Source organism: Flagellimonas sp. (genome assembly GCF_965601775.1).
GTDB lineage: Bacteria > Bacteroidota > Bacteroidia > Flavobacteriales > Flavobacteriaceae > Flagellimonas.
In genome coordinates this window covers 2474063-2495589 of record NZ_OZ271837.1, presented here as the reverse complement: position 1 = coordinate 2495589, position 21527 = coordinate 2474063, and the positions used below count along the sequence as shown (strand labels likewise).

Here is a 21527-nt window from a genome sequence, read left to right as displayed (position 1 = left end):
TGTGAAGCTTTGCCCTTTAAGACTCCTATTTTCAAAATCAGGTTACGGAAACAGGAAAAATATATTGAAAAAATTCCTCTAGTTGATTACCAAAAAACCATTGGGCTCAAAAGCATAAATTTTATCACACCTATCTTCCTGGTTTACTCGTATGAAGATGTAGTTTTCGTTGGCTCCAAGTTCCAGTTCACCTGCATATAGGTCTTTAGGTGGTACGGAAATTGTAAACATCTCTTTGCCCGCCTTATTGATTAAATCCAAATGAACCGTTTCATCCCGGTTGTTGAATAGGGTTGAATTAATCCTAAAGTTATAGGTCGGGTTAGCCACCAAAAGTTCGCCATTACATGCTAGGGCTTTCATTGGCTTCATTTTGTTTTGGTGCATAAATTCTTCAAATGCAACAGCGTATTCAGGGTTTTGAATTTTTTGGATTTTCCAAAGAAGGAATACGGAGCTGGTTTTTGTCAATGACATATCCCAAAAGTTTTCATTTAGCATGGTTCTTGACCAGTTTTTGAGCTGATTCTTATATATCGCATCAGAAAGCATGAATTGAACCGATTTATCAAAGGAAATAGAATCTCTTTGATGAAGCCAGTCCAATTTTTTGGAATATTCCCTTCTATGTTCCGAAACCATTTCTAAAATTAGTTCCTCCCATTTGCGTTGGGAAGTAATTCTCCGTTGAAGTTCTTTAATATGGGGAATCAAAGCTTGATACGCTTCTGGTATCTCTTTTTCATTCTCAATTATTTTAGATAGGTTTTCATTCAACAAATTTTGGGTGAACGTTCCTAATTCAATTAAAGGCCCTATATCCCTCATCTCTTCGATAGTTGGATTTCCCTCAAATAATTGTCTAAACCTTGCATCCAACCCTAGACCAATGTCGATGGTTGAGTTGGCCGCATCAATATTATGTTTTAATTCATCTTGAAGGACGGTAAACGTATCTACAATAGATTCTTGGAGTTTTCTTTTCTCGTTCCAATTATTTATTTGTAGTGCCAATAAAATTCCAACAATAACCAATACAATTTCCCCGACTGCATAAAGTAGATACTGTGAAAACTTACCCTTGGAGAGCAGGGAATGCCGTATTTTTCTAAAGAATCGTATCATAAAGTGCTTTCTATTTACCCGTTTTGTGAAATGGGTTCATGGGTTTTGGTTGGTCGAGCATTCTCAAATTAGTATTGAAAATCCATGAAATTTTATCCTGTTACTTTTTTGTGAGCTTTGAAAGCTAGTTTTGAAGGTAAAAATTAATCCGTTATGCGAAACCTACTTTCAATATCTTTTATTAGCCTATTTTTTACAATGATATGGACTACGAAGGCACAAACTGATTTTTCGGCAAAAAGCGAAGAATTGGGAAAGGTCCATTGGTATCGAAATTACGATAGGGCGGTGGCAGAGTCCAAAAAAACCAATAAAGATATTTTGATTTTGTTCCAAGAAGTTCCGGGATGTGCCACTTGTAGAAATTATGGACAAAATGTGTTGAGTCATCCCTTGATGGTTGAGGCCATTGAAACTTCTTTTGTACCCTTGGCCATTTTTAATAATAAAGGGGGGCATGATGCCGAAATTTTAAAGCGATACAAAGAACCCAGTTGGAATAATCCCGTGGTTCGCATAGTTGATTCAAAAGGAAGAAATCTGGTTAGACGAATTGCAGGCGATTACTCAGCAGCTACACTTTTGCAACGAATGACGGAAGCTTTGGCAAGTAGAGGGGAATTGACACCTGGCTATATGGAACTACTGAAACAAGAACTTTCCGCAAAAAAGGGAGGTAGCTTAAGAGAAAAACATTTTCAGATGTATTGTTTTTGGACAGGCGAAAAACAATTGGGCAAAATAGAGGGAGTCTTAGAAACGGAGTCAGGTTTTATGAACCATGGAGAGGTGGTAAAAGTCACCTATGACGCCAATATAGTGGATGAATCACAATTGGAGGCTTACGCCAAGCGCCACAGTTTCCGCCCCGTAGACCCCAATAAAACCTATCGGGTAGCCTCCCGTGATGTTCACTATTATTTAAGGCATACCGATTACAAATATCTCCCATTGACCCCGTTGCAACAAACAAAAATCAATAGCGCCTTGGGTAGTAGAACCAATCCGAATAGGTATTTAAGTCCCAAACAGCAGAACTGGTTAAAAGAGATTAAAGTCTCTTCCTTCAAAAGCAAAATTCTGATGAACACCGAGTTTAACGAAGCTTGGACCTTTTCAGAACAACATAGACCAGTAACTTTGTCCAGCAATTGACCATCCCTTTTTATAGGATGTAAATTAATGACTTGAGGAATCATTGAATTGCCATAAGACATTTACAAGCTGCCAAGTGCCATTCAATTTTACAATATGCATGTAATCAATCCAATCATCGGCTATTAGCTTAACCGAGGCGGTTCGGTCAAAAATATCCAAAATGATAACTTCTTTTTTAGGGTTTTCTGGAAATTGCTTACCATCTAGATTATAGGTTTCCGCAAGAAGAATCATGGCATCTGTAAAGGTTTCCCGCAGATATTCTTTTCCCGTTTGCTTATTCGTCCAAAAGGTGCGTTTGACCATTCTGGGGTGTGCAGCTCGTTCAAATTGCTCTGGTTTTACATTATGCTGGGATTCTATATAATCCAGAGCAACTTGGGTAATAGCCAACGTATCCTGTCTAGATTGTCCCTGAACCGAGTAAGTGAAAAAGAGAAAAAAAAATGCAAAAGCAGAAAGGAGAAAGCAATGTTTCATGGTTGTCCGTTCTTAGGTGTTATTGTATGACTATTGGCAGTTTACCAATATTTTCAAATACACATGGAAAGTAGCATTTTTAGCAAGGAAGGTTTTGCTTTTTGATAGAATTTTAACGCTCCCGGAAAGTTTTTAACCTAATCTTAGCTCTTTTCCACTCTTAGGATTTTTTCCATTTTACGACCTTTCGCCAATTCATCAATCAACTTGTCCATATACCTCGCTTGTCGGGTCAGCGGAGTTTCAATTTCTTCTATGCGATACCCACAGATAACCCCTTTTATTAAATGGGCATTGGGATGTAAGGTAGCATTGGCAAAGAAGGTTTCAATGGTCACTTTTTCGTCAATCAATTCTTGAAGCTTTTGTTCATCATAACCGGTTAACCAAGTCAGCACATGATGGAGTTCTTCTTTGGTCCTACCTTTTTTCTCCACTTTGCTTACATAATGGGGATAAATAGAGCCAAATATCAACTTGGCTACACGAGCATCGTGTTCAGGGGTTGTTGCCATTCTTATTTATTTACGGGTTGGTATGTGTTCAAATTGCCACCTAGTGCGGCCTTAGACAGACTAGGTATTACGGGAAATTACTTTTTAACTAGGTTTAAGATATGAAATATTCCCTTTACAAAGTTGGAACCTACCCAATCGGTAAATGGAATTGCAGAATTCTGAGGTTTTATGTATTCCGCTATGGCCAACTCAAAACGTACCGATTCTTTATGTGCAGAAAAGTCTTTTCTAAGAATTTGTAATTACTCTAAATTTAGCTGCCAAGACACCCCAAAACGGTCTTCAATAAAAGCAAATTTTGTGCTGAATCCATAGTTATCCATAGGCATAAGAACCTGTCCGTTTGCAGACAGGTTTGTAAACAAGGTGTTGATTTCCTCTTCTGATTTACAATCAACCCAAATGGATACCCCAGGCGTAAAATCCCATTCGTGTTTTATGTAGCTGTCACTGCACATAAACCTGCTCCCATTAAGCTCAAAGGTTGCCACGAATATCGTTCCCTCTTTTGCAGGCCCTTCATTCCCATATCTCTGAATATCAATAACTTTTGAATTCTCAAATAAATTGATGTAGAAGTTCATGGCCTCTTCCGCATTATTTTCTTGAAACGTCAGAAATGTTGCGATTTGTTCCTTTTTGTAACTTAAAGCTGCCGCATGTTGTTTTTTCAGGCTATCAAGCTCAGTCTGTAAAGCATTTAATTCTTCCGTAGTTGCCTTATTGTTACAACTTTGAAGTAGGAATAGTACGATAAACAGGTAAAAAATTCTGTTCATTTTCCAAGGGTGTTTTTAAAGGGTTTCCACAATTTGGATGTTATTCCCACAAGTGTCATTGAAAACTGCAAATTTCACGGTACCCATTGTGGTCGGTTTTACACTGAATTCCACATCGAGCTTAGTTAGTCTTTCATACTCTGAATCAACACTATCAACATCAAATTGAGTCCAAGGAATTCCAGCTTCCATCAACGCTTCTTGAAAAACCTTGCAAGGTTCAAAATGGTTTGGGGCGGGTTCCAGTAGAAGTTCTGGCCCGTCCTGCCAATCCTTTGAAACCAGGGTCAGCCAACGATTACCGCCTTCCAATGGGGCATCTTTTTTAATCAGAAATCCTAGTATGTCGGTATAAAATCTTAATGCTTTTTCTTGGTCTCTAACAGGAATACTAATTAGTGTTACTTTCATATTTGGTGTATTATTTTCCCAAATCTCTGAACTCCTCACCTAATTTACTTCTCGAAAGTTGCTCATTTTGAAATCTACTGGGAGACATTCCCGTTTTGGTTTTAAACAAGGTGCTGAACGAACCCAAACTTTCAAATCCAACGGCAAAACACGTCTCTGTGACCGACATTCCCTTCACCAAGTATTCTTTTGACCTCTCGATTCGCTTATCAATTAGATACTGCCTTGGGGTTAGTCCATAGTATCTTTTGAAAAGCCTTTGCAAGTGGTATTTTGAGGTAAACAACAAATGGGATAATAAATCTAATTTCAGGTCCTTTTCGAAGTTGTGATCGATAAAATTACGGGTGGCAATCACTGTTTCAATTTGCTTGTCATTGGAATAGCAAACTTTTTTGATGTGACTTATTTGTGATTCGTAGAACGTCATAATTTACGTAGGCATTGCAAGCTTTTTTTTAAGACCAGCAGCGAACGAAAAGGGTAATGACCTTTTAATCGGTTTGCTTTATCAGTTTATATGAAAAACCTTCGTCATTTTCTCCCAAAACCGAAATGTATATTTCGTTATCGCTTAATATCTGATACTGGATTTTCTTTGGAAAATCATGATTGGAATTCTGAAAGGAAAATAAGCTATTTTTTGCTAACCTCAATTTAAATGGTATTGCTTTTCCATTATTCTGATTAAAAACGGTTGGAGAATATACGATTTCGTTGCCCACCATCTCAAGCTCGATGTTTTCTGAAATGACTTTTTCTCCGTTTCTAACCTTGTAGGATTACAAGGAGTCTAGCTTGCAGTCTGTATTTGCTAACGATTATACCCTACATGGACAACAACTTTATTTTGTTTGACCCTAATCGTAAGCCAGCAAGCTCCACATTTTCATCGGTTATAAATTTTACCCTCTTTTCATGCTTAGCTTTCCCCTTAATAGTCCAAATTATTTTTCCATTATCATCATGCCTAATTCCTGAAATGAACTCTACTCGATATTCCTGGTCTTTGGTATCAAATAGATATAACTCATCAGCATCGAACGAAAAACTCTCGTCAGAATAATTTAGAAAAACAACGTCTAGGGTTATCAATTCTTTTCCAAAAGGGGTTACATAATTTGTTTTTGTATAGCTTAATGGTATAATTTTCAATTGACCTTCGGAAAGTGGGGTTTGCAGTAAACGGATTTTGGGTACACAAGAAGAAAACAGTGCAAAGACCAAAAAATATTGAAACATCTTCTTTTTCATCGTTCAATTATCCAGCAGTTTAATTTTACTAAGCTTTTCATCGATAAGGAAAAAAATATCTTCGTTCTTTTCATACATATAAAACAAGATAAAAGTCCTTTTTTTTCCTGGTTTTATTCTAAAAGTTGATTTGGTTTTACTGCCAACGCCGGCTACATTGTACCATTTCAAATCGAATTTTTTCTTTGTTCTGGGGTTGGCAAGATGGATTTTTTTAAGATCAACCTCGTATATGGAGTCTTTTGACCTATTTTGAAATAAAAGATACATAACATATGAGGTGTAACCACGCAAAGGAGAGTAACCAAAACCACCTCGCTTTTCTTCCCGCATCTTTTTAATTACAAACAAAACGTCTTGATTGTAATTGAAATACTGATTTTCCAATTTCAGATTCTTTTCGAAAATCTGGGATTGCAGGTTTGTTGAAATCAAGAGAAAAAGGATAACAAAAAGGTATCTCATAGTTGATTAGTCCTGAGGTTAATGCTGACAAGGTTATTAATTTGTTTCTTTTCGCCAAATTTCATCTTCGCCATAACCTACTTTTTGGTTGGGAAGGGTCAAGTTATAGCGTTTGGCATATTCATCCCAATCAGCTTTAAGCTCTACAAGTTTAGCGGTTTGGGTTAAGGCCAAATCAATTAGTTGAGCCGGGTCTTGCTTGAGATTGTACAATTCCCATTCACCCTTTCCATAAGGTTTATCGTAAAATTCCGCTTTCCAGTCGCCTTTCAATACGGCCCTTCTTCCATACAATTCCCAACAGTGGGCGGTATCCCTTTTGTGGGCGTATTTCCGCTTTCCGGCCAACCAATCCTTTAAGGATATCCCATCCATCGGATAGATTTTCCGGCCATTAAAAAGGGTATCCGGATGTTGAATCCCAGCAATATCCAATACGGTAGGCGCCAAATCCTGCACTGAAATAAACTCATTGCTAATTCTTCCTGCGTTTGAGCTCCATTTTGGAAAAGAAAGGATAAAAGGGGTCCTGACTCCTCCTTCAGTGGAAAAACCTTTATACCATTTGAATGGTGTGGAACTCACTTGCGCCCATGAAGGGCCTGTGAAAATATAAGAGTTTTGCCGACCCATATTCTCCATACTGTTGTCGAAATTTTCCGCAACCCATTGGCGAGTATCCACAATGTTGTTGATATTGTTTCCCTCTGCGCCATTGTCTGACATAAAAATAATCAGGGTATTTTCCTCTTGATTCAGGGATTTGAGGTGTTCCATGATTTTACCTACGTTGGCATCAAGCCTTTCAACCATTGCAGCATAAATTTCCATGGTTCGGGAAGCTTTTGCTTTTTCATTGGCATTGAGTTCCTGCCAAGGCATGACGTTGGGAGTAAGCTCAGAGATGGGTGTGTTTTCAGGGATAATACCCAATTTCTTGCCTTGTTCTATTCGTTCTTCGGCAAGGACTTCATATCCTTCATCATAGCGGCCTTGGTATAGGTCAATATATTCGTTTGGCACCTGTAGCGGCCAGTGTGGTGCGGTATAGGCAATGTAGGAGAAAAAAGGTTTGTTTTCTTCTACGCTCTCCGAAATGTATTCCATTGCCTTCTGTGTATAAAAATCAGAGGAATAGAAGTCTCTCGGCAGAGAATCTAATTCCTTGCCATCTTCAACATAAAGTGATTTTTTATAGAAGGAAAACATGGGTTGCATATCCTCAAAATGGCCCGCACCACCTTGAAGAATGCTAAAGGAACGGTCAAACCCACGTTTATCGGGCCATAATCTTTCATCATCGGCGGGATAGGCCTGATGCCATTTTCCAGCGATGGAGGTATGATAACCATTTATTTGTAAGAGCTTTGGAAAAGTAACCACATCAAAGTTTAAATGCCCTTCATAGCCACGAACTCCTTTCTGATTCTCCGCCCAATCACCTTCCATGGTGCCGTAGCCGTTTCGATGATTGTCAACACCGGTCAATAACATAGCTCGAGTTGGAGAACAAGTTGGAGCTGTGTGAAACGAGGTACTGCGCAAGCCTTGGAAAGCCAACCTATCAAGGTTGGGCGTGCTTATTTCGCCCCCAAAACAGCCTAAATCGGTAAAACCCAAATCATCAGCGACAATCAAGACGATGTTCGGTCTGGTTTGAGGAGCAGGCAACTGCTTTTCTTTGCAGCTGGAAGAAAGAAGCAGGAACGCTAGCAGTATAAAGGTTAGGTGACCGTGGTTTTGCATGGTTAAGGATGTAACGGTCTCGGCTACGATTTTGCTTTGGATATTTTCAACAAAAATAATCCGCACGGAATCTTGCCGAATTATTGGTTAATAGCCCTAAAGTTAGCAAGAAAGCCCCAATCAATTATAGCCTCTGTATCAAACCAAAAATGAATTAACCTTGAGGTGCTGGGAAAAGAGCTTAAAAACTAAGCTCCAAATCACCAGAATCCAGACCAACGTGGCAGCAGTCTGTGCTAACGGTATAATCACCGCTTACCACTTCTTCGTCATTGACAAACCCTCTAAATTGTATTCTCCTTGCCTCATTCAAGTCTAGGACACCATCTTGGGTCAAAGGATACAGTCCGGTTTGCTGTGCCTCGGCAAGCTCTTGGGCCGAAAGTGCAATGGTCATATCGTTTCCACTCCCTAAATCAGTGACCGTAAAAGAATCCAAGGCCACCGGATTTTGGTTCATGTCGGTTACTGACACATTGATTCGAATAAATATGGCTGTACAGACGGTACCCTCACATTGCGCATTCATATCATCATTGGTATCATCGTCATTGTTGCAGGATGTCATCCCAAGGGATAAAAAAAGAGTTAGGACAGATAAAAAAAGTTTGTTTGTATTGATCATGTTTTTTGATTTTTCTTCTAGACGTCAAAAAACAAGGAAGGTTGTGTTAACAGGATGCTAAACTACTCTCCTAATATTTAAATGTCAAACAAACTAGTGTAGTGAATAATGGACCACTAGGATATTCAGGTTTTAGTCAATCGAAGTAATCGAAGGGTCAGCGTTACTGATATCAACAACATTTTTCCAAGAGCCATCAGTCTGTTTTTTCCAAATCTCCACGCCCTTATTGTAAATGGTCCGTGTATTGCCAAGGGTGTCAATAGGCATGGTCATATAGTTCTTAATGATTACGTATCCAAGGTCACCACCTTTTGAAACATAGGCTTCTTGTGGTTTCCAACTGATATCGAAGCCTGGGATTTTCATAGAGCGTTCAACCATGGCCCGAAGGGAGTCAATCCCAACTACTGCTGCTTCATTTGGTGACATTAAAATAGCATCATCCGCCCAATAGGATATCATCTCATCTACATTTCTGGTCTTCACTGATTCGGCCCATGCTTTGGAAAGTTCCATAAGGTTTTCAGCCTCAGCTTCTTGGTCTATCGGGGTTTCTTTGCAGGCATTTAGGACTAAAAAAGTTAGTCCTAACACAATGAGTTGGTGGTTTTTCATCTTTTATCAGTTTAAAGGTTAGAGTGCAAGCGAAGCTTTTGCGCATTTCGTTGCAGAATGGAGGGAAACTTAGTTGCTTTAAAGTTAACGATTAAGCAACAATAAACAATAACAATACTAATGATGCCAACGCTATTATTCCGGCCATACTTTTTTAAACCGAACACATACAATAAGCATTTCTTCGTTTGGTTGCTCGCCACTTTCCTTTAGAAAACTCTCGAAAAAGTCCCAGTGGGCTTTTTTCCATTTTTTAAGAGGTTCAATATTTGTTCCCATATCCAGTTTGGCATATTCTTCGGAAATTTTGTTGAATGGAATGGTATCAACACTTACATTTTCTATGATGGCTTGGGCATTTCCATCGAAATCCGTGACAATTTGTTTTGTTCCTATGCTTGGTAAATCCACCCCATACTGTTGGTAAAGCTTATACAGTCCGGAAGAAGCTTGCTTTTTTCCATGCACAGTTAAGTCTGCAAGTCGATTGGCATCTTCTCGGTTGTTATGGAAAAAATCGGATTCTGGAAGGGTCTCATCTTTGAATTCAGGATGGGATTTGATATAGTTTTGCCAAATTTCAGTGGGGGATTTGTGCATCTTCGATTCGGTCCCCCGTTCAATTTTCATAGTGTCCCCTGATTCTGAGATTCCTTGGGGTTTTGTCTCATTTTTACAAGCTACAAAAACTAAAAATAGAAGGAGTGTAAGATGTTTCATGGGGCTTTCAATTTATTGATTTAAATGTAATCAAAGTTCCACTTAGTTGGTGCCTTATACCGTGAATTGTGAATAGTATTGGGTTGACTTCATTATGATTTTTTGATGCCAGCCAATCCAAAAACAAAAGAAGACACGAGCAACAAAACTCCAGGGATTGCGGCACCTAAAAAGAAAGCCAATAAGGCATCGATACAAACCATAATGGAAATGAAAAATAGTATTTTTCCAATTTCGTGTTTCATGAAAAGCGTCAAAATTCCTAAACCAGCCAAACCGAAAAGTTGAATGGACGGGTGTGCGAACAGCACAGGAAAAATTTCCACTATCAAAGGCTCAGCATTGGATTGTTGCATAAGAGCGTTTACGTAGTTAATGCCACTCCCATGAAAAAGGCCCATTATGATGAGTAGGGAAGAGCCGATTATAGTGAGTAGCTTGGAGGTTTTTGATTTTGTCATTTCCCATGGTATGTATCTAAAGGAAAAGACGAAACTAACTTCCAAAGGGTTGCCTGAGGACACAGAATACAATGGATTTGTAAAGTGAAAGCCCAAAGGCCTGGAAACTAGAGTCCTCTTATGGGTTTACGATTGTATTTCATTCAAAATCTGCAACCAAATTGTATCCTTGAACTTTTCCTTGAACACACCAAAATGTCCAATTTTTTTGGTGTTGAAATCGACTGGTTTCAGAAGTATGGATTTCGTATTGGCATTTTTATATTGACCTGTCATCCATTTGACTGATTCTATGGGGGCAAAATCGTCATCTTCAATGCTAAATGCAGTAATATCTATCTCAATTTTATCATAATAGGTTTGCTTGATGGATGGGTCGCTAAGAATGTAATCCTTGTTCTTGCCCCAATTTCGCCATTGGTTTGCCACATGTTTTGGAAGGTTTTCCATTCCGCTTATTTTCTTGGAATTTAAATATCCGAAGGTGTTAAGCAGTAGGGGAAAAAGAACGTGCCAATTGAACCACATTTTTATTTTTCCTATTCCCTTCCAGTATTTCCAATATCCAGATTGGGCGGCAACCAGAACTATTTTATCCAACTTTTGTGATGATTCTGCAAGCCCTATCAATTGACCTCCTATACTATGCCCAAGAACAACTTTTTTTGATTCTGGATAATTAGTAAGGGTATAATGCAGCACGCTCTCCAAATCATTTCTTCCCCAATCTGCCGCATTGTTTTTTACCTCTTTTATGGGTTTTTTTAATGAACGGCCAATGCCGAAGTAGTCAAAAGTGATAACCATGACACCCTTATTGGCAATATGTTGGGCGAACTTCTGGTAGAACTCTTGTTTTACACCTGTCGCTGAGGCGATAATAACCACTGTTTCGCTTGAATTGTTTTCAAACAATGTGGCTGATAAGGTCCCAGAATCAGATATTATTTCAACTTCTTTCATTTTCTTTCAATAACCAAAATTGGTCTTGCTACAATAGGACGCAGAGTCGGATTCATTTCGGCTGCGTTGGTAATTATGACTGTAGCTCGCTAGCGTTTATCTTACCTGTGCACCATGATTATTGGTTTAAGTAAGTATCCCAAGTCGTTTTTGATACTCTTTCATTGCCATTTTCATCCAGTAAGCCCGAATCTCGCCATAACTGCCCAATATCCCTTAGTTCCATAGGAAATACTTCCCAAAGTGCATCATAATCCCGGTGTGCCCACCAAATTACAAATTCGTAATTCTGTTCTTGGGCATTTTCCAGTAAGGTTTCCAAATAGATGTTTTGTTCGATTTCGGTTCCACCAATGGATAGATTTAGGTTGGAAACGATTAAGTCTTCTGCAATATGACTTGTTTCTACAAAAGCGATAGGTTTGGTTATGTTGTCATGTAAAAAACCAAAAGCACCTTGGAACTCGTTTTTCGTACTCAAGTTTTTGAAAAAAGGGTAAAAACTAATGGCCACAAACTCCATTTGGTTCATATGTGCTATCATTTCTTCCATGTATTCTGTTGGGTTTGAAACATCGGCTTCGTACAAATTATGCAAGGAGATGGATTCGGAGATAGGTAAATCCGGATACAATTGTTTAATCCTGGATTTGACATTCTGAATCAATAGTCGATATGAATCCCATTTATCTTCAGCTCGTATCAGTAACTCATTTACTTCAATGGCAATAACCAAATAATCCGGTTCAAACTGGCTAACCAAATAGTCAATATGTTTAAAGTAGGCATCCTCAATCCCTACATCATTCAGATTTGAATAGGTGGGAACCGTACCATCAAAATCCTCAGCAAGTTCTTCCCTATTTGAATTCAATAAACTAACCGAAAGCAACAATTGTTTGTCATTTATCTTTCTATTTACCCTCCCTGTAATTTCATTGGTAAATTCAGTAGGTAACGTCAAATCGTTCATCCAGGCGTTCCATGGAATCTTGTTGTCAATATGTTCGGTGTAGATATCCGTATTATCCGCTATAAAAGCATAGGTGATATCCACATCTTGCAGATTGGGTCCAAAACTCCAAGTGGTAAAGCCCATTCTAAAATTCCTTTGCTCAATAGGTTCGGATACCATATTGTCTTTACTACAATTCAATAATATAATAAAGAAGCAAGGGAGAAGTTGGTGAAGTCTATGCATTATAGTGTTTGTTACCAATATTGAAAACGTTCCTGGCGGTGATTTCATTGTATTGAATATTCCAGCAGGGTTTCCGATTCTACAACTCGTGTAACAATTCATACTTCCATTCGTCGTAAAGGGGACAACTCAATCGGTGATGGAAGATTTTATTGGGAACAATGCTAAAATAATTGTTGAATGGGGACAATTGATAACCGTATCTATTATTCTTGCATCCACATTCCTCCTGTATCTATTGGTAAAAAACAATAAATACTTTTTACCCAAAGGGTTTTTTGGTTATACAATGACCGCTGCTTTAATCCTCCTAATACTAGTCAGTGGTTTGGCCTTTTCGAAAGTAACGACGATGAAACCGCGGGTTTCATTCGTTTTGGATGGATTGGAAGCACTTCATAACAAACCTGCCCCACCATTTGAATTTTATGTATTGAATGATGATTCCCGAAAGAACATAAATGAATTCAAAGGCAAAGTGGTGTTATTGAATTATTGGGCCACATGGTGTGCACCCTGTATAAAGGAAATGCCAGAACTCAATAGGTTACAAAGTAAATATCAGGATAAAGGACTTGTAGTAATTGCTTTATCGGATGAAGAAAAGGAAAGATTATTAAAATTTTCGGGCAAAAAACCGTTTACGGCTACCGCGGCCTATTCAAAGGAGTTCAATTGGGCAGATATACAGTCAGAAAGACCTATGACATTTCTAATAAATAAAGAAGGTATTGTTGTTGACTATTTTACTGGAGGATACGATTTTGCTTTTTTTGAATCAAAGATTAGCGAATATCTTGAAAACTGATTTTTTCCAATTTCTATCGAATAGTATTTTTTATTGAATCATAAAGCAGCTAAAAATCATACTCGCGGTAATTGAATGAAAAGCTGTTATTCAAGGAGTAAGTTGATGTTTATCGTCCTTATTACTTGTAGTGGTTGGCATTAGTTTTTGCAGTGCAGGTAGTGATTATTTTGGCGTAATTAGGCCCATTAGGTTACCTGCTACATCCCTAAACCATGCAAACTCTCTTCCATCAGGTAGTTTTATGGGATTTACAAAAATCTCCCCTCCATTTGATTCTATTGCCTTTAAATCAGATAAAAGAGAATCGGTTTCAATATATACGGTAACATAATTTTGAGGGTCACTAGGTCCCAATTTATTGATGTGCCCACTCAATGCATCTTCTTTGCCTGTGTTGATTATTGCGGAATTTCCATGTCGTGTCAAATTCCAATCAAAGACAGCTTTATAAAAGGCAGAGGTTTTATCAATATCACTGCAACCTATTTCAAAATGTACTACCGTTCTCTTCATATTTTCCAAGTTAGACCGAACGTCTTGCGCGCAAGCCAAGCGCTATCAAGACTAAGATAACAAAAAGAGATTGGGTTAATGCTAAAAGCGCGATACGCAAATTGCGAAATAAACGGGATGGGAGACAAGTACCGCAGGATAGAATTTGGTCCCTCAATTCACAATTTCAAGAATGTCCTTATTCTCGAGGATTTCTTTTTCACCACCATTCATTCCAACTTTGAACATGGCGTAGGCTAATTCGGTAGATTGTATGCTTGCATTTTTACCTAAAAGTTTAATGATTGGATATAGTGCACGGCTCATTCGATACATGAAATTAGGTTCTTTTCGAGGAGTAACAGGATAAATATACCCGGGTCTAAATGAATAGAACTTGATTTGTAATTGCGAGATTTTGTTCTCGGCCATCCCCTTGAATTTCGCGAAGGCAGTTCTGCTCTTCTCCGTCCTATCAGCACCTGCACCACTCAATAAACAGAAATTTGCATTCGGGCTGTTATCTTTTAATGCTTGGGCAAAAGAAACAGCATAGTCCACGGTAATTGTTTTGAATTCTTCCTTGGGAACTTGACCCGTATAAACCCCCACGCAGAAAAAGGCTGCATCTATATTCTGAAATAGCACTTGATGGGCAGCATAATTTGAAAAATCGTCAATTACAGTTTCATGTAGTTTCGGATGGTCCATATTACTGCTACGACGCACAAGGGAATTTACTTTCTCCACTGTACTGGAATATAAGCACTCCTTTAGAATAAGTTCGCCAACCATTCCGGTAGCTCCCGCGAGCAAGACTCTTTTCATTTCTTTAGGTTCTAAATAGGATTTAAATATTTACAATGTAGAAATTATCCCATATTTACTTTATGACTTCGAATTGCCGTTAGTCACAATTCGATATTCGTTAATTTTCGGTTGAGCACTGGAGTTAGCAGTTCCGAGTGAATTTGTCAAGGGTCGTAAACGTGATCATAGTTATGCAAACCACCGCTGGTAAATTACATTTATTCCTAGTTGGCGCCAGTTTTTTGATCGGTCCAATTTTCAATAGTTCCATTATCATTAAACCAAATCTCGATATAAACTTTTTCTTCTATCGGTTCTCCTTTGCGTTTTAAGATATCAAATCTCAATTTAGACAGCGCTTTGTTAATTGATTTCACACAATGATCGTATTCTTTACTAGTGTTTCCCCAATTCGCTTCAATTTGTTCTTCAGTTTGATAGTTGGTCATCAAAACATCAGTAATTTTTCCTTTTTTTCCAATGACTACGGTATATGCCTCACCACAGTCGAATTTATCTTGTTTAGTCCATTTGTGATTCTTTATTTGGTTAAATAGGATGTCGGGAATTGAATCTTTTTCCATCCTATCTACACCACTCTCTAAATCTATATAATTCTGTTTATCAATGATTTCAAGTATTTCCCCCTTTTTTGTTATTACAAACGTTTCGTACAAAAACACGGTTTCCAAAGGTCTATCCGAACGCAGCATTTTGTTGTCTTTGGATTTTGATGGAAAGCTGATATTTCCGCTATACCAATCGATAAAGACTTTCTCATTTTTGACCTTACCTTTAAATAGCATTTTGATATAGTTTTTTCGCACTTGAATTTTGTTATGTAAAGCATGACAGCCGATAATCGAGCTAACAAACAAACTGTCATTTTCTATTTTGTAAATAGCTTGATAGCCTCTTAAGCAATTTGGTAAAGTACCTTCTGTGCCTTTAATTGAATTTCTAAAACTCAATAATCTTTCCTTATCATCTTTTGTTGTTTGAAGATATTTTTCTACCAATAAGTTGTCTATTGGAATAGTGTCATTATTGTAAATAAGGAAATCAGGTACTTGAGGATTAGCTATTGAATTAGCGGCTATTAAGGAAATAAAAATTAATGTAAAAGTCCATTTCATAGTTCTTCCGTAAAGTTGTTGCTCAGGGTTTTGGATATGATTGGTTGCAAAGCACTTATCCATAGACCATTGTTAGTAATATCTATTATTATCCAATAGTTTTCTGTAAGAATTATTTGCTTAGTTCTTCATAAATCCTAGCTGTTTGAAAAGTTCTGTAGATTGCTTTAAATAGCGCGCTTTATTGGTCTCTTCAAACCAAGCCCGGGAAACTTGTTCGTTATTGTATAGACGACTGTCTTTCCATTCTGAAATTCCGGGAATTCTTGTCTGCGTCCAATCTTCGTTTATAAAGCTAATAGCTTTAATATTATTTCGGTAGGTGAAGGTAAAGAAGTTTACAAACCACTGATCCCACACTTCAACACTTTTGCTATCGATACCATGGATTGGATTAGCCTCAGCAATCATAACAGGCTTCTTGTGTTGTTTGGCAAATTGAAGTACATCATCGCAATACGGGCCAAAGTCTGTGCCATTGTATGCATGGCCAAAGACTGAAATAGCAACCCAGTCTACATATTCATCCCCGGGATACCAAGCAGACAGTTTATAGTCCTTAAAAGGCTTGGATGCATAGGAATGCCATACAAACGCGATATTGTCCACCCCCTTTTTGCGTATAAGGTCTACAATGCGCTTATAGGCCCTTACATATTCCCCTGGTTCAAGTTCATTGTGGGGGCCATCAAATTCGTAACCTATTCTCAGGTAGATGGGTCGGTTTACTGACTTGGCCCAAGCACTGTATTTCTTAACGACCCGGTCGTATTCACCATCGCCCGTAAATTTTGCAATATTCCATTTCCCTACCATCCACAGGGCACTTTGAATAACAGCATTCGGAAAATTATCGACCAACATCTGATGGTTTTGAGAAGAGCCGCTTTCATTTTTGTGAGACTCCGTAATACCATTAAAATCAGGTATTCCCCAATATGCGGACCAACCCCCTGGTATGGGTTGATTCGGAAAATGGTCCATATATTCCGTTATGCTTTCAACAGTTTGACCCATAATGAGCAGGGTTTTTCCATCCGGAGGAACGAACTTCGAACCTTCATAGGTATAAATAAATTCGGGGTCTATTTCCGTTTGTATTTTGGACACCATTTCTTTAGCAATCTCATCTGCGGCATTCTTGTCGATAGATTGCCCACTTAATTCAACCCAGGCAAGAACCAAAACTAACAGTGTTAATGGTATACGATACGTACTATATAGTTCGAAGCCCTCGCGACCGAATACCTCTTTGGTTTTAGCATTCTTTTTTTTAATTCCATCTACCATGTTCATTAATTTTCATTAATTATCGCTAAGGGCTCTTATGACCATTGGTCTGGGTTTTAGCCTATGTGGGTCCGTGTTTATTTTTCAATTCGTTTTTGAATCTTTCCTCTCTTAATCACAGTATTAATCGCCAATGTATGGCTTATTTTCTCCAGTGGATTCCGATTGAGCAATATCATATTGGCAATTTTACCATTTTCAATTGAACCTAAGCTATCCTGTGCATGCATTACTTTGGCCGCATTAAAAGTGGCCATTTTAATGATATCCAGTTGATTCATTCCTCCTAGCTCAAACATCTGCATTTCTTCGTGTAGACTATAACCGGGAAGAATGAAAAAACCTGTATCCGTACCCAAGGCAAAGGTTATTCCATCTTCATACAAAACTTTAATGTCATCGACCTGAAAGGCAGCAATATCCTCTAGCTCTATCTTGTCTTTTTTAAGATACTCTTTCCAAAAAACCATCAAATCTTCTGCCCGTGCTATAAAACCGGGATCACTAGCTCTTGCCAAATACGTTTCATCAAACACGCTTTCCTTTCTCAGGGTGTCTACCCACTCCGGAAATAAGGGATACAAAAAACCCTTATCGATCATGAGAGTTGTGATAAATGAGGGTCTTACCTGATAAATTTTATCTAATAGTAAAGTATCTCTATCAAAGTCAAGGTCTACCCCAGTCCAATGAACTAGGTTTTGGATACCGGCATCCATTGCCATTTCCAGTTCGATGTTGTCACTTACATGGGCAAATACTTCGGTGTCATTTTTGATTGCCTCTTTCTGAACTTTATTAATAAATGCCTGTGGCATTCGCTCTACCCAAGGTGGGTTTGGTCCATCTTCAATGGTTAGCTTAATTCCAGTAATGGGATACTGGGTTACCTCTTTTACCAATGATTCTATTTGCAGTGTGTCTTTAAGTAGAAAAACTGATTTTCCGTCAAACCACTTCCCCAAATACGTCTTCATTGGGTGTCTGCCCTCCATGGTGAAATGTTGACTGGTGTGAAAGACTATTGGAGCCGGAATGGTATCCTGATTGCCATAGTCCCGCATGGCGGCATAGTATTCATTTGTGCATAAACTTCCACCGGTAATGAAGATGGAGGTTACTCCATAATGTACATATTTGGGAAAGTCGCTTTCAAAATCATTGGTGTGGACATGACAATCAAATAAGCCAGGGATAAGGTACTTTCCAGTTCCATCGATTACTTTTTTCGCACCTTCTATTGTGGATGAGTCAATAGCAGCTATTTTCCCATCTTGTATACCAATAGAAATATTGGTTTGCATTGTTTTTCCGGTACCGTCAATAAGGTTGACATTTGAAACTACCAAGTCATATTTTTCCGTCCTATCAGGTATACAGCTAAATAGGCAGAAAACCAGTATAAGAATAGTTGCGTTTCTCATTTTGATGGAATGACTACCAAGGGTCTTGTATATAATTTGTTTCACCGTTCGCCGTGCTTGGAACATTGTTGATTTGAAATTCGCAGAATTTCGAAACGTAGTAATCCTGCCGTGTTAATAGCTAACCGATTTAAAGTTAGCAAGAATGCCGCAATCTGCCAGAAGCCTTCGGTTTATTACTAAACCCCTTATATTTTATAGCCCTTGTTGTGTGTTCGTACATTTATTCCGTGGGAATGGGCAACTTATGTTGTCTTAAAAATGAAAGTTTGTCCCAATAACCTCTTTGAAATTTTATTTTCCCGTCTTTAAATTCGAAAAATCCGCAACCACGCAAGCCTAAAGGGTCTTTCCATTCCAAAATCACCCAATTGTTGTCCTCAAAAATATTTTCAACGATACAAGTCATTTCGGCTTGGTTAAATTCATCTTCGAACATTTTTCGGATAGCTTTTTTTCCAACAACGGGTTCGTTCGTTACTTGGTGATTAACGGCGTCGTCGTGATAAAATTCCGCAATTCTTTCGGCATTGCCTTCGTTAAAGGTTTTCACCCAATTTTTAAGTATTTCCTTTGGTCTCATCTCTTTTAGTTCCTTTATTGGTATATAAATCACAATGGTCTCGGCTGTGCATAGTAGCAAAGCAATCACTCATAGCCCTTATCGGGGGAGTTTTTATTTTTTTGGTAAATACAATTTCATTTTTCCAATTTCCATTTTGTCTAAATGCCCCATTTTACTTTCGTCTTTAGTTATCAGGTGCATATGCAAAAATGAGTCGTGATGTGTAAAAATTCCTTTGTGTTCCCTTGAGAAAAATCCAATTACTTCGACATTTACATTTTCCAATTCATAATTGGTTTGTCCTTGATGGGCTTCTTTTGGCGATGTTACTTTTGTTCCTTCGGGTAAATTCTGGATATGAATAATTGCACTTGAAACTTGTCCGATTAATTTAAAAGCGAAAGGTCTTTTATATTCGGTTGTTTTGTTGTCAATTAATTTCTCCAAATCTTGAATTGTCTTGAGGTAAGGTGGTAATTCAATTTCGTTCCATTCCGTGACGTTTCCATAAACAAAAAAAGGTGCTGATGTTTCAAATGTTTTTTCAACGGTCATTGTAGAGTCGGAAATAACTTTTGACAAGTAGCTTTTTCCATTATTAATCAGCAATTCACCTCTCAAGTAGCTTACAGGTCCAAGACCATAAAGTCCATTTTTGTCTGAAATTGTGTCAAGGTCAATACTACTGCCCAATTCACCTTTCCTCATTACATTTTTCATTGCTCCGACAATTTTTATGTCGGGATAGGTTTCTATTTCAACCTTCTTCTTTTCTTTCGGGTTGGAATTACAACCTATCAGACCAATTGTCAAAAATCCAAATGCTAAGTGTTTTATGTTCATCTATAATTTTAGTGCTTTTCACAAATTACCGCTAATGGTTAGTATATCCGAAGTGCGACCGTAAAGAGAGTATTATCGCATACAATGTTGCATGTGGTTATTTATGCCCGATAAAAATATCTTCATCATTCAATAAACCATATTTTGGGAATTCTTCTGATATATTAGTTCGTTCTACGGTAAATCCTGCTGAGGTAAGCCTTTGAACATAATCTTGCCCATAGATTCTAACATGGTCGAATTGTCCAAAAACAGCTTCTCTTTCTTTAGGATCCGCTATGGAGAAATCCTCAAATGTTTCTTCCGAGTTCTTTGATATTGGAACTTGCAATATGGCCTTACCACCCCTGGCTAAAACCCGGTACAACTCTTTCATTGCTTTAATGTCGTCGGGTACATGTTCAAGCAAATGATTACATATTATGACATCAAAGTAGTTGTCTTCATAGGGAATGTCCAAAACATTCATATTTTGAACATAATCAGGGTAGCTGTAACCTTCCGTAAATAGATCTCCGCAGACATAATGGGTAAATCCAGAACTTAAAAGAGCTTTTGATAAGTTTTTCTCAGGTGCCAAGTGGAGAATCTTCAAGTCTTTTGATTCCTTGAAAAGATTAAGTTTTTCTGATAAATATGTGTAAATCAATCTTTCCCTATCATTTGAACCACATTTATAGCATCCAGCATTTCTACGTCCAGCACCTATTATTTCTTTTTGACGTATAACTGGGATATCAAAACCAGTTGGAAAAAAATCCTTTGATTTAAAACCACATATCGGGCAGATATATTTATCTCCAGAATATAACGTCATTCTAATTCTCTGTTTTAATGATGATGGAATAAGTTTCTTTATCATACTTATTGAATTTTAATTGTTCGCAACCGTCTCGTGTATGCCTAGTAGCGGATTTATACACTAGCTTTTCAGTATTTCACTGATATTTATCTTATGTTAATACTTTGTCGCCACTTAAACCGCTATTACTAATACACCGTGTTGCAGCACCTTCTTTTCCTTTATATTTCAAAGCTATTCATTCGATTGTACAAGTGGTTGAAATCCTCCATAAACCATTCTACTGGCATCGAATATTAACTTAGTTGAGTCCGTTAAAGGTGCAACTAATTCTGTCATTCTTGGGTCTGAGGGAACTTTTTTATTGGCTAAGTCACGTATCTCTTTTGAAGGAAAAACAACCCAACCAAATACGATTTCCTCGTCTTCTTTTGCATCTATGGTTGCTATAAAAGATTTTGTGCCTTCCAAAGTCAAATCATCACCAACAAATTCGAAATAGGCAATTGCACCATACTCTTTCCAAATTTCGGCTACTTTTTCAACCACTTTTTTGTATTCACTCAAATAAATTCGGGGAACTGGAAGAACGAAGCCATCTATGTAGTTTGTCATGTTTTTATCTTTTGGATTTATATAATGCGCTACCCTAGTTTTGTATACGAAAAGTAGCAGGTTTTTAAGAACTAACTTTTCGATTAAGAACTGACTCTTATTTTCTGTTTCGGTTAGACCCCAAAATCGCTATTTTTTATATACGCTGTTAGCCTTTTGTATTTTTTCTATTGGATTTAACAACTATTTTCAATGGTTTAATTTAGCCTCAAATT

At 37.9% G+C, this 21527-nt stretch carries 26 protein-coding genes; 2 read left to right on the top strand and 24 right to left on the bottom strand.

The window, feature by feature from the left end; all coding sequences use genetic code 11:
* Positions 1-78: 78 nt before the first annotated feature.
* A complete protein-coding gene (locus ACSLUF_RS11480) occupies positions 79-1125 on the bottom strand; it encodes a DUF6090 family protein (protein WP_435622927.1) in 1047 nt (348 codons plus the stop codon).
* A gap of 198 nt (positions 1126-1323) precedes the next feature.
* On the opposite strand from ACSLUF_RS11480, the gene ACSLUF_RS11475 reads away from it, so the two are divergent.
* Complete coding sequence (locus ACSLUF_RS11475) at positions 1324-2280, top strand: VPGUxxT family thioredoxin-like (seleno)protein, type 2 (protein ID WP_435622926.1); 957 nt, start codon at positions 1324-1326, stop codon at positions 2278-2280.
* 24 nt (positions 2281-2304) lie between these two features.
* Here ACSLUF_RS11475 and ACSLUF_RS11470 read toward each other — a convergent pair whose 3' ends face one another.
* The 14 genes from ACSLUF_RS11470 to ACSLUF_RS11405 all read right to left on the bottom strand — a co-directional run bounded on the left by ACSLUF_RS11470 (position 2305) and on the right by ACSLUF_RS11405 (position 12479).
* Positions 2305-2763, bottom strand: coding sequence for a nuclear transport factor 2 family protein (locus tag ACSLUF_RS11470; protein WP_435622925.1), 459 nt, complete (start codon positions 2761-2763; stop codon positions 2305-2307).
* 143 nt (positions 2764-2906) lie between these two features.
* Positions 2907-3278: a DUF2200 domain-containing protein gene (locus ACSLUF_RS11465; protein WP_435622924.1), complete on the bottom strand. Its 372-nt coding sequence runs from the start codon at positions 3276-3278 to the stop codon at positions 2907-2909.
* A 245-nt stretch (positions 3279-3523) separates the two neighbouring features.
* On the bottom strand, positions 3524-4060 hold the full coding sequence (locus tag ACSLUF_RS11460) for a VOC family protein (RefSeq protein ID WP_435622923.1): 537 nt from the start codon (positions 4058-4060) through the stop codon (positions 3524-3526).
* 15 nt (positions 4061-4075) lie between these two features.
* Entirely contained in the window at positions 4076-4471 is a 396-nt protein-coding gene (locus ACSLUF_RS11455) for a VOC family protein (protein WP_435622922.1), read from the bottom strand.
* A 10-nt stretch (positions 4472-4481) separates the two neighbouring features.
* The gene (locus ACSLUF_RS11450) at positions 4482-4901 is read right to left on the bottom strand and encodes a helix-turn-helix domain-containing protein (RefSeq protein ID WP_435622921.1); all 420 of its coding nucleotides are present in this window, start codon (positions 4899-4901) and stop codon (positions 4482-4484) included.
* A gap of 398 nt (positions 4902-5299) precedes the next feature.
* Positions 5300-5725, bottom strand: a complete 426-nt coding sequence (locus tag ACSLUF_RS11445) for a hypothetical protein (RefSeq protein ID WP_435622920.1) — start codon at positions 5723-5725, stop codon at positions 5300-5302.
* Between the two features lie 3 nt (positions 5726-5728).
* Positions 5729-6190 (bottom strand): hypothetical protein, encoded by a 462-nt coding sequence (locus ACSLUF_RS11440; protein WP_435622919.1) that lies wholly within the window; start codon positions 6188-6190, stop codon positions 5729-5731.
* Positions 6191-6226: 36 nt separating this feature from the next.
* A complete protein-coding gene (locus ACSLUF_RS11435) occupies positions 6227-8002 on the bottom strand; it encodes an arylsulfatase (RefSeq protein ID WP_435622918.1) in 1776 nt (591 codons plus the stop codon).
* Positions 8003-8117: 115 nt separating this feature from the next.
* The gene (locus ACSLUF_RS11430) at positions 8118-8504 is read right to left on the bottom strand and encodes a hypothetical protein (RefSeq protein ID WP_435622917.1); all 387 of its coding nucleotides are present in this window, start codon (positions 8502-8504) and stop codon (positions 8118-8120) included.
* Between the two features lie 189 nt (positions 8505-8693).
* Positions 8694-9179, bottom strand: a complete 486-nt coding sequence (locus tag ACSLUF_RS11425; protein ID WP_435622916.1) for a YybH family protein — start codon at positions 9177-9179, stop codon at positions 8694-8696.
* Positions 9180-9314: 135 nt separating this feature from the next.
* A complete protein-coding gene (locus ACSLUF_RS11420; RefSeq protein ID WP_435622915.1) occupies positions 9315-9809 on the bottom strand; it encodes an ASCH domain-containing protein in 495 nt (164 codons plus the stop codon).
* Between the two features lie 182 nt (positions 9810-9991).
* Positions 9992-10360 (bottom strand): hypothetical protein, encoded by a 369-nt coding sequence (locus tag ACSLUF_RS11415; protein ID WP_435622914.1) that lies wholly within the window; start codon positions 10358-10360, stop codon positions 9992-9994.
* A 126-nt stretch (positions 10361-10486) separates the two neighbouring features.
* The gene (locus ACSLUF_RS11410) at positions 10487-11323 is read right to left on the bottom strand and encodes an alpha/beta hydrolase family protein (RefSeq protein ID WP_435622913.1); all 837 of its coding nucleotides are present in this window, start codon (positions 11321-11323) and stop codon (positions 10487-10489) included.
* A gap of 118 nt (positions 11324-11441) precedes the next feature.
* A complete protein-coding gene (locus ACSLUF_RS11405) occupies positions 11442-12479 on the bottom strand; it encodes a hypothetical protein (RefSeq protein ID WP_435622912.1) in 1038 nt (345 codons plus the stop codon).
* A 184-nt stretch (positions 12480-12663) separates the two neighbouring features.
* Here ACSLUF_RS11405 and ACSLUF_RS11400 point away from each other — a divergent pair, with 184 nt between their 5' ends.
* Positions 12664-13332 (top strand): TlpA family protein disulfide reductase, encoded by a 669-nt coding sequence (locus tag ACSLUF_RS11400; RefSeq protein ID WP_435622911.1) that lies wholly within the window; start codon positions 12664-12666, stop codon positions 13330-13332.
* 165 nt (positions 13333-13497) lie between these two features.
* Here the strand turns inward: ACSLUF_RS11400 and ACSLUF_RS11395 are convergent, their stop codons facing one another.
* The 9 genes from ACSLUF_RS11395 to ACSLUF_RS11355 form a co-directional block, all read right to left on the bottom strand.
* Positions 13498-13848 (bottom strand): VOC family protein, encoded by a 351-nt coding sequence (locus ACSLUF_RS11395; RefSeq protein WP_435622910.1) that lies wholly within the window; start codon positions 13846-13848, stop codon positions 13498-13500.
* A 153-nt stretch (positions 13849-14001) separates the two neighbouring features.
* Positions 14002-14655: a hypothetical protein gene (locus tag ACSLUF_RS11390; protein ID WP_435622909.1), complete on the bottom strand. Its 654-nt coding sequence runs from the start codon at positions 14653-14655 to the stop codon at positions 14002-14004.
* Between the two features lie 206 nt (positions 14656-14861).
* On the bottom strand, positions 14862-15836 hold the full coding sequence (locus ACSLUF_RS11385; protein ID WP_435622908.1) for a hypothetical protein: 975 nt from the start codon (positions 15834-15836) through the stop codon (positions 14862-14864).
* 57 nt (positions 15837-15893) lie between these two features.
* Positions 15894-17063 (bottom strand): glycoside hydrolase family 26 protein, encoded by a 1170-nt coding sequence (locus tag ACSLUF_RS11380; RefSeq protein WP_435622907.1) that lies wholly within the window; start codon positions 17061-17063, stop codon positions 15894-15896.
* Positions 17064-17140: 77 nt separating this feature from the next.
* Positions 17141-18487: an amidohydrolase family protein gene (locus ACSLUF_RS11375; RefSeq protein ID WP_435622906.1), complete on the bottom strand. Its 1347-nt coding sequence runs from the start codon at positions 18485-18487 to the stop codon at positions 17141-17143.
* Positions 18488-18710: 223 nt separating this feature from the next.
* Complete coding sequence (locus ACSLUF_RS11370; protein ID WP_435622905.1) at positions 18711-19070, bottom strand: nuclear transport factor 2 family protein; 360 nt, start codon at positions 19068-19070, stop codon at positions 18711-18713.
* Positions 19071-19163: 93 nt separating this feature from the next.
* Positions 19164-19895, bottom strand: coding sequence for an acetolactate decarboxylase (locus ACSLUF_RS11365; protein WP_435622904.1), 732 nt, complete (start codon positions 19893-19895; stop codon positions 19164-19166).
* A gap of 97 nt (positions 19896-19992) precedes the next feature.
* Positions 19993-20757 (bottom strand): class I SAM-dependent methyltransferase, encoded by a 765-nt coding sequence (locus ACSLUF_RS11360; RefSeq protein WP_435622903.1) that lies wholly within the window; start codon positions 20755-20757, stop codon positions 19993-19995.
* A 174-nt stretch (positions 20758-20931) separates the two neighbouring features.
* Positions 20932-21312: a DUF1428 domain-containing protein gene (locus tag ACSLUF_RS11355; RefSeq protein ID WP_435622902.1), complete on the bottom strand. Its 381-nt coding sequence runs from the start codon at positions 21310-21312 to the stop codon at positions 20932-20934.
* Positions 21313-21527 lie beyond the last annotated feature (215 nt).

What these genes read in the sequence shown, in the direction of transcription:
- ACSLUF_RS11425 (WP_435622916.1), bottom strand. Translation starts at nt 9,179, where the DNA reads ATGAAAAACCACCAACTCATTGTGTTAGGACTAACTTTTTTAGTCCTA.
- ACSLUF_RS11430 (WP_435622917.1), bottom strand. Translation starts at nt 8,504, where the DNA reads ATGACATCCTGCAACAATGACGATGATACCAATGATGATATGAATGCG.
- ACSLUF_RS11450 (WP_435622921.1), bottom strand. Translation starts at nt 4,901, where the DNA reads ATGACGTTCTACGAATCACAAATAAGTCACATCAAAAAAGTTTGCTAT.
- ACSLUF_RS11370 (WP_435622905.1), bottom strand. Translation starts at nt 19,070, where the DNA reads ATGAGACCAAAGGAAATACTTAAAAATTGGGTGAAAACCTTTAACGAA.
- ACSLUF_RS11375 (WP_435622906.1), bottom strand. Translation starts at nt 18,487, where the DNA reads ATGAGAAACGCAACTATTCTTATACTGGTTTTCTGCCTATTTAGCTGT.
- ACSLUF_RS11455 (WP_435622922.1), bottom strand. Translation starts at nt 4,471, where the DNA reads ATGAAAGTAACACTAATTAGTATTCCTGTTAGAGACCAAGAAAAAGCA.
- ACSLUF_RS11470 (WP_435622925.1), bottom strand. Translation starts at nt 2,763, where the DNA reads ATGAAACATTGCTTTCTCCTTTCTGCTTTTGCATTTTTTTTTCTCTTT.
- ACSLUF_RS11400 (WP_435622911.1), top strand. Translation starts at nt 12,664, where the DNA reads ATGGAAGATTTTATTGGGAACAATGCTAAAATAATTGTTGAATGGGGA.
- ACSLUF_RS11360 (WP_435622903.1), bottom strand. Translation starts at nt 20,757, where the DNA reads ATGATAAAGAAACTTATTCCATCATCATTAAAACAGAGAATTAGAATG.
- ACSLUF_RS11410 (WP_435622913.1), bottom strand. Translation starts at nt 11,323, where the DNA reads ATGAAAGAAGTTGAAATAATATCTGATTCTGGGACCTTATCAGCCACA.
- ACSLUF_RS11460 (WP_435622923.1), bottom strand. Translation starts at nt 4,060, where the DNA reads ATGAACAGAATTTTTTACCTGTTTATCGTACTATTCCTACTTCAAAGT.
- ACSLUF_RS11390 (WP_435622909.1), bottom strand. Translation starts at nt 14,655, where the DNA reads ATGAAAAGAGTCTTGCTCGCGGGAGCTACCGGAATGGTTGGCGAACTT.
- ACSLUF_RS11480 (WP_435622927.1), bottom strand. Translation starts at nt 1,125, where the DNA reads ATGATACGATTCTTTAGAAAAATACGGCATTCCCTGCTCTCCAAGGGT.
- ACSLUF_RS11415 (WP_435622914.1), bottom strand. Translation starts at nt 10,360, where the DNA reads ATGACAAAATCAAAAACCTCCAAGCTACTCACTATAATCGGCTCTTCC.
- ACSLUF_RS11385 (WP_435622908.1), bottom strand. Translation starts at nt 15,836, where the DNA reads ATGGATAAGTGCTTTGCAACCAATCATATCCAAAACCCTGAGCAACAA.
- ACSLUF_RS11440 (WP_435622919.1), bottom strand. Translation starts at nt 6,190, where the DNA reads ATGAGATACCTTTTTGTTATCCTTTTTCTCTTGATTTCAACAAACCTG.
- ACSLUF_RS11380 (WP_435622907.1), bottom strand. Translation starts at nt 17,063, where the DNA reads ATGGTAGATGGAATTAAAAAAAAGAATGCTAAAACCAAAGAGGTATTC.
- ACSLUF_RS11395 (WP_435622910.1), bottom strand. Translation starts at nt 13,848, where the DNA reads ATGAAGAGAACGGTAGTACATTTTGAAATAGGTTGCAGTGATATTGAT.
- ACSLUF_RS11365 (WP_435622904.1), bottom strand. Translation starts at nt 19,895, where the DNA reads ATGAACATAAAACACTTAGCATTTGGATTTTTGACAATTGGTCTGATA.
- ACSLUF_RS11475 (WP_435622926.1), top strand. Translation starts at nt 1,324, where the DNA reads ATGATATGGACTACGAAGGCACAAACTGATTTTTCGGCAAAAAGCGAA.
- ACSLUF_RS11355 (WP_435622902.1), bottom strand. Translation starts at nt 21,312, where the DNA reads ATGACAAACTACATAGATGGCTTCGTTCTTCCAGTTCCCCGAATTTAT.
- ACSLUF_RS11420 (WP_435622915.1), bottom strand. Translation starts at nt 9,809, where the DNA reads ATGAAAATTGAACGGGGGACCGAATCGAAGATGCACAAATCCCCCACT.
- ACSLUF_RS11445 (WP_435622920.1), bottom strand. Translation starts at nt 5,725, where the DNA reads ATGAAAAAGAAGATGTTTCAATATTTTTTGGTCTTTGCACTGTTTTCT.
- ACSLUF_RS11465 (WP_435622924.1), bottom strand. Translation starts at nt 3,278, where the DNA reads ATGGCAACAACCCCTGAACACGATGCTCGTGTAGCCAAGTTGATATTT.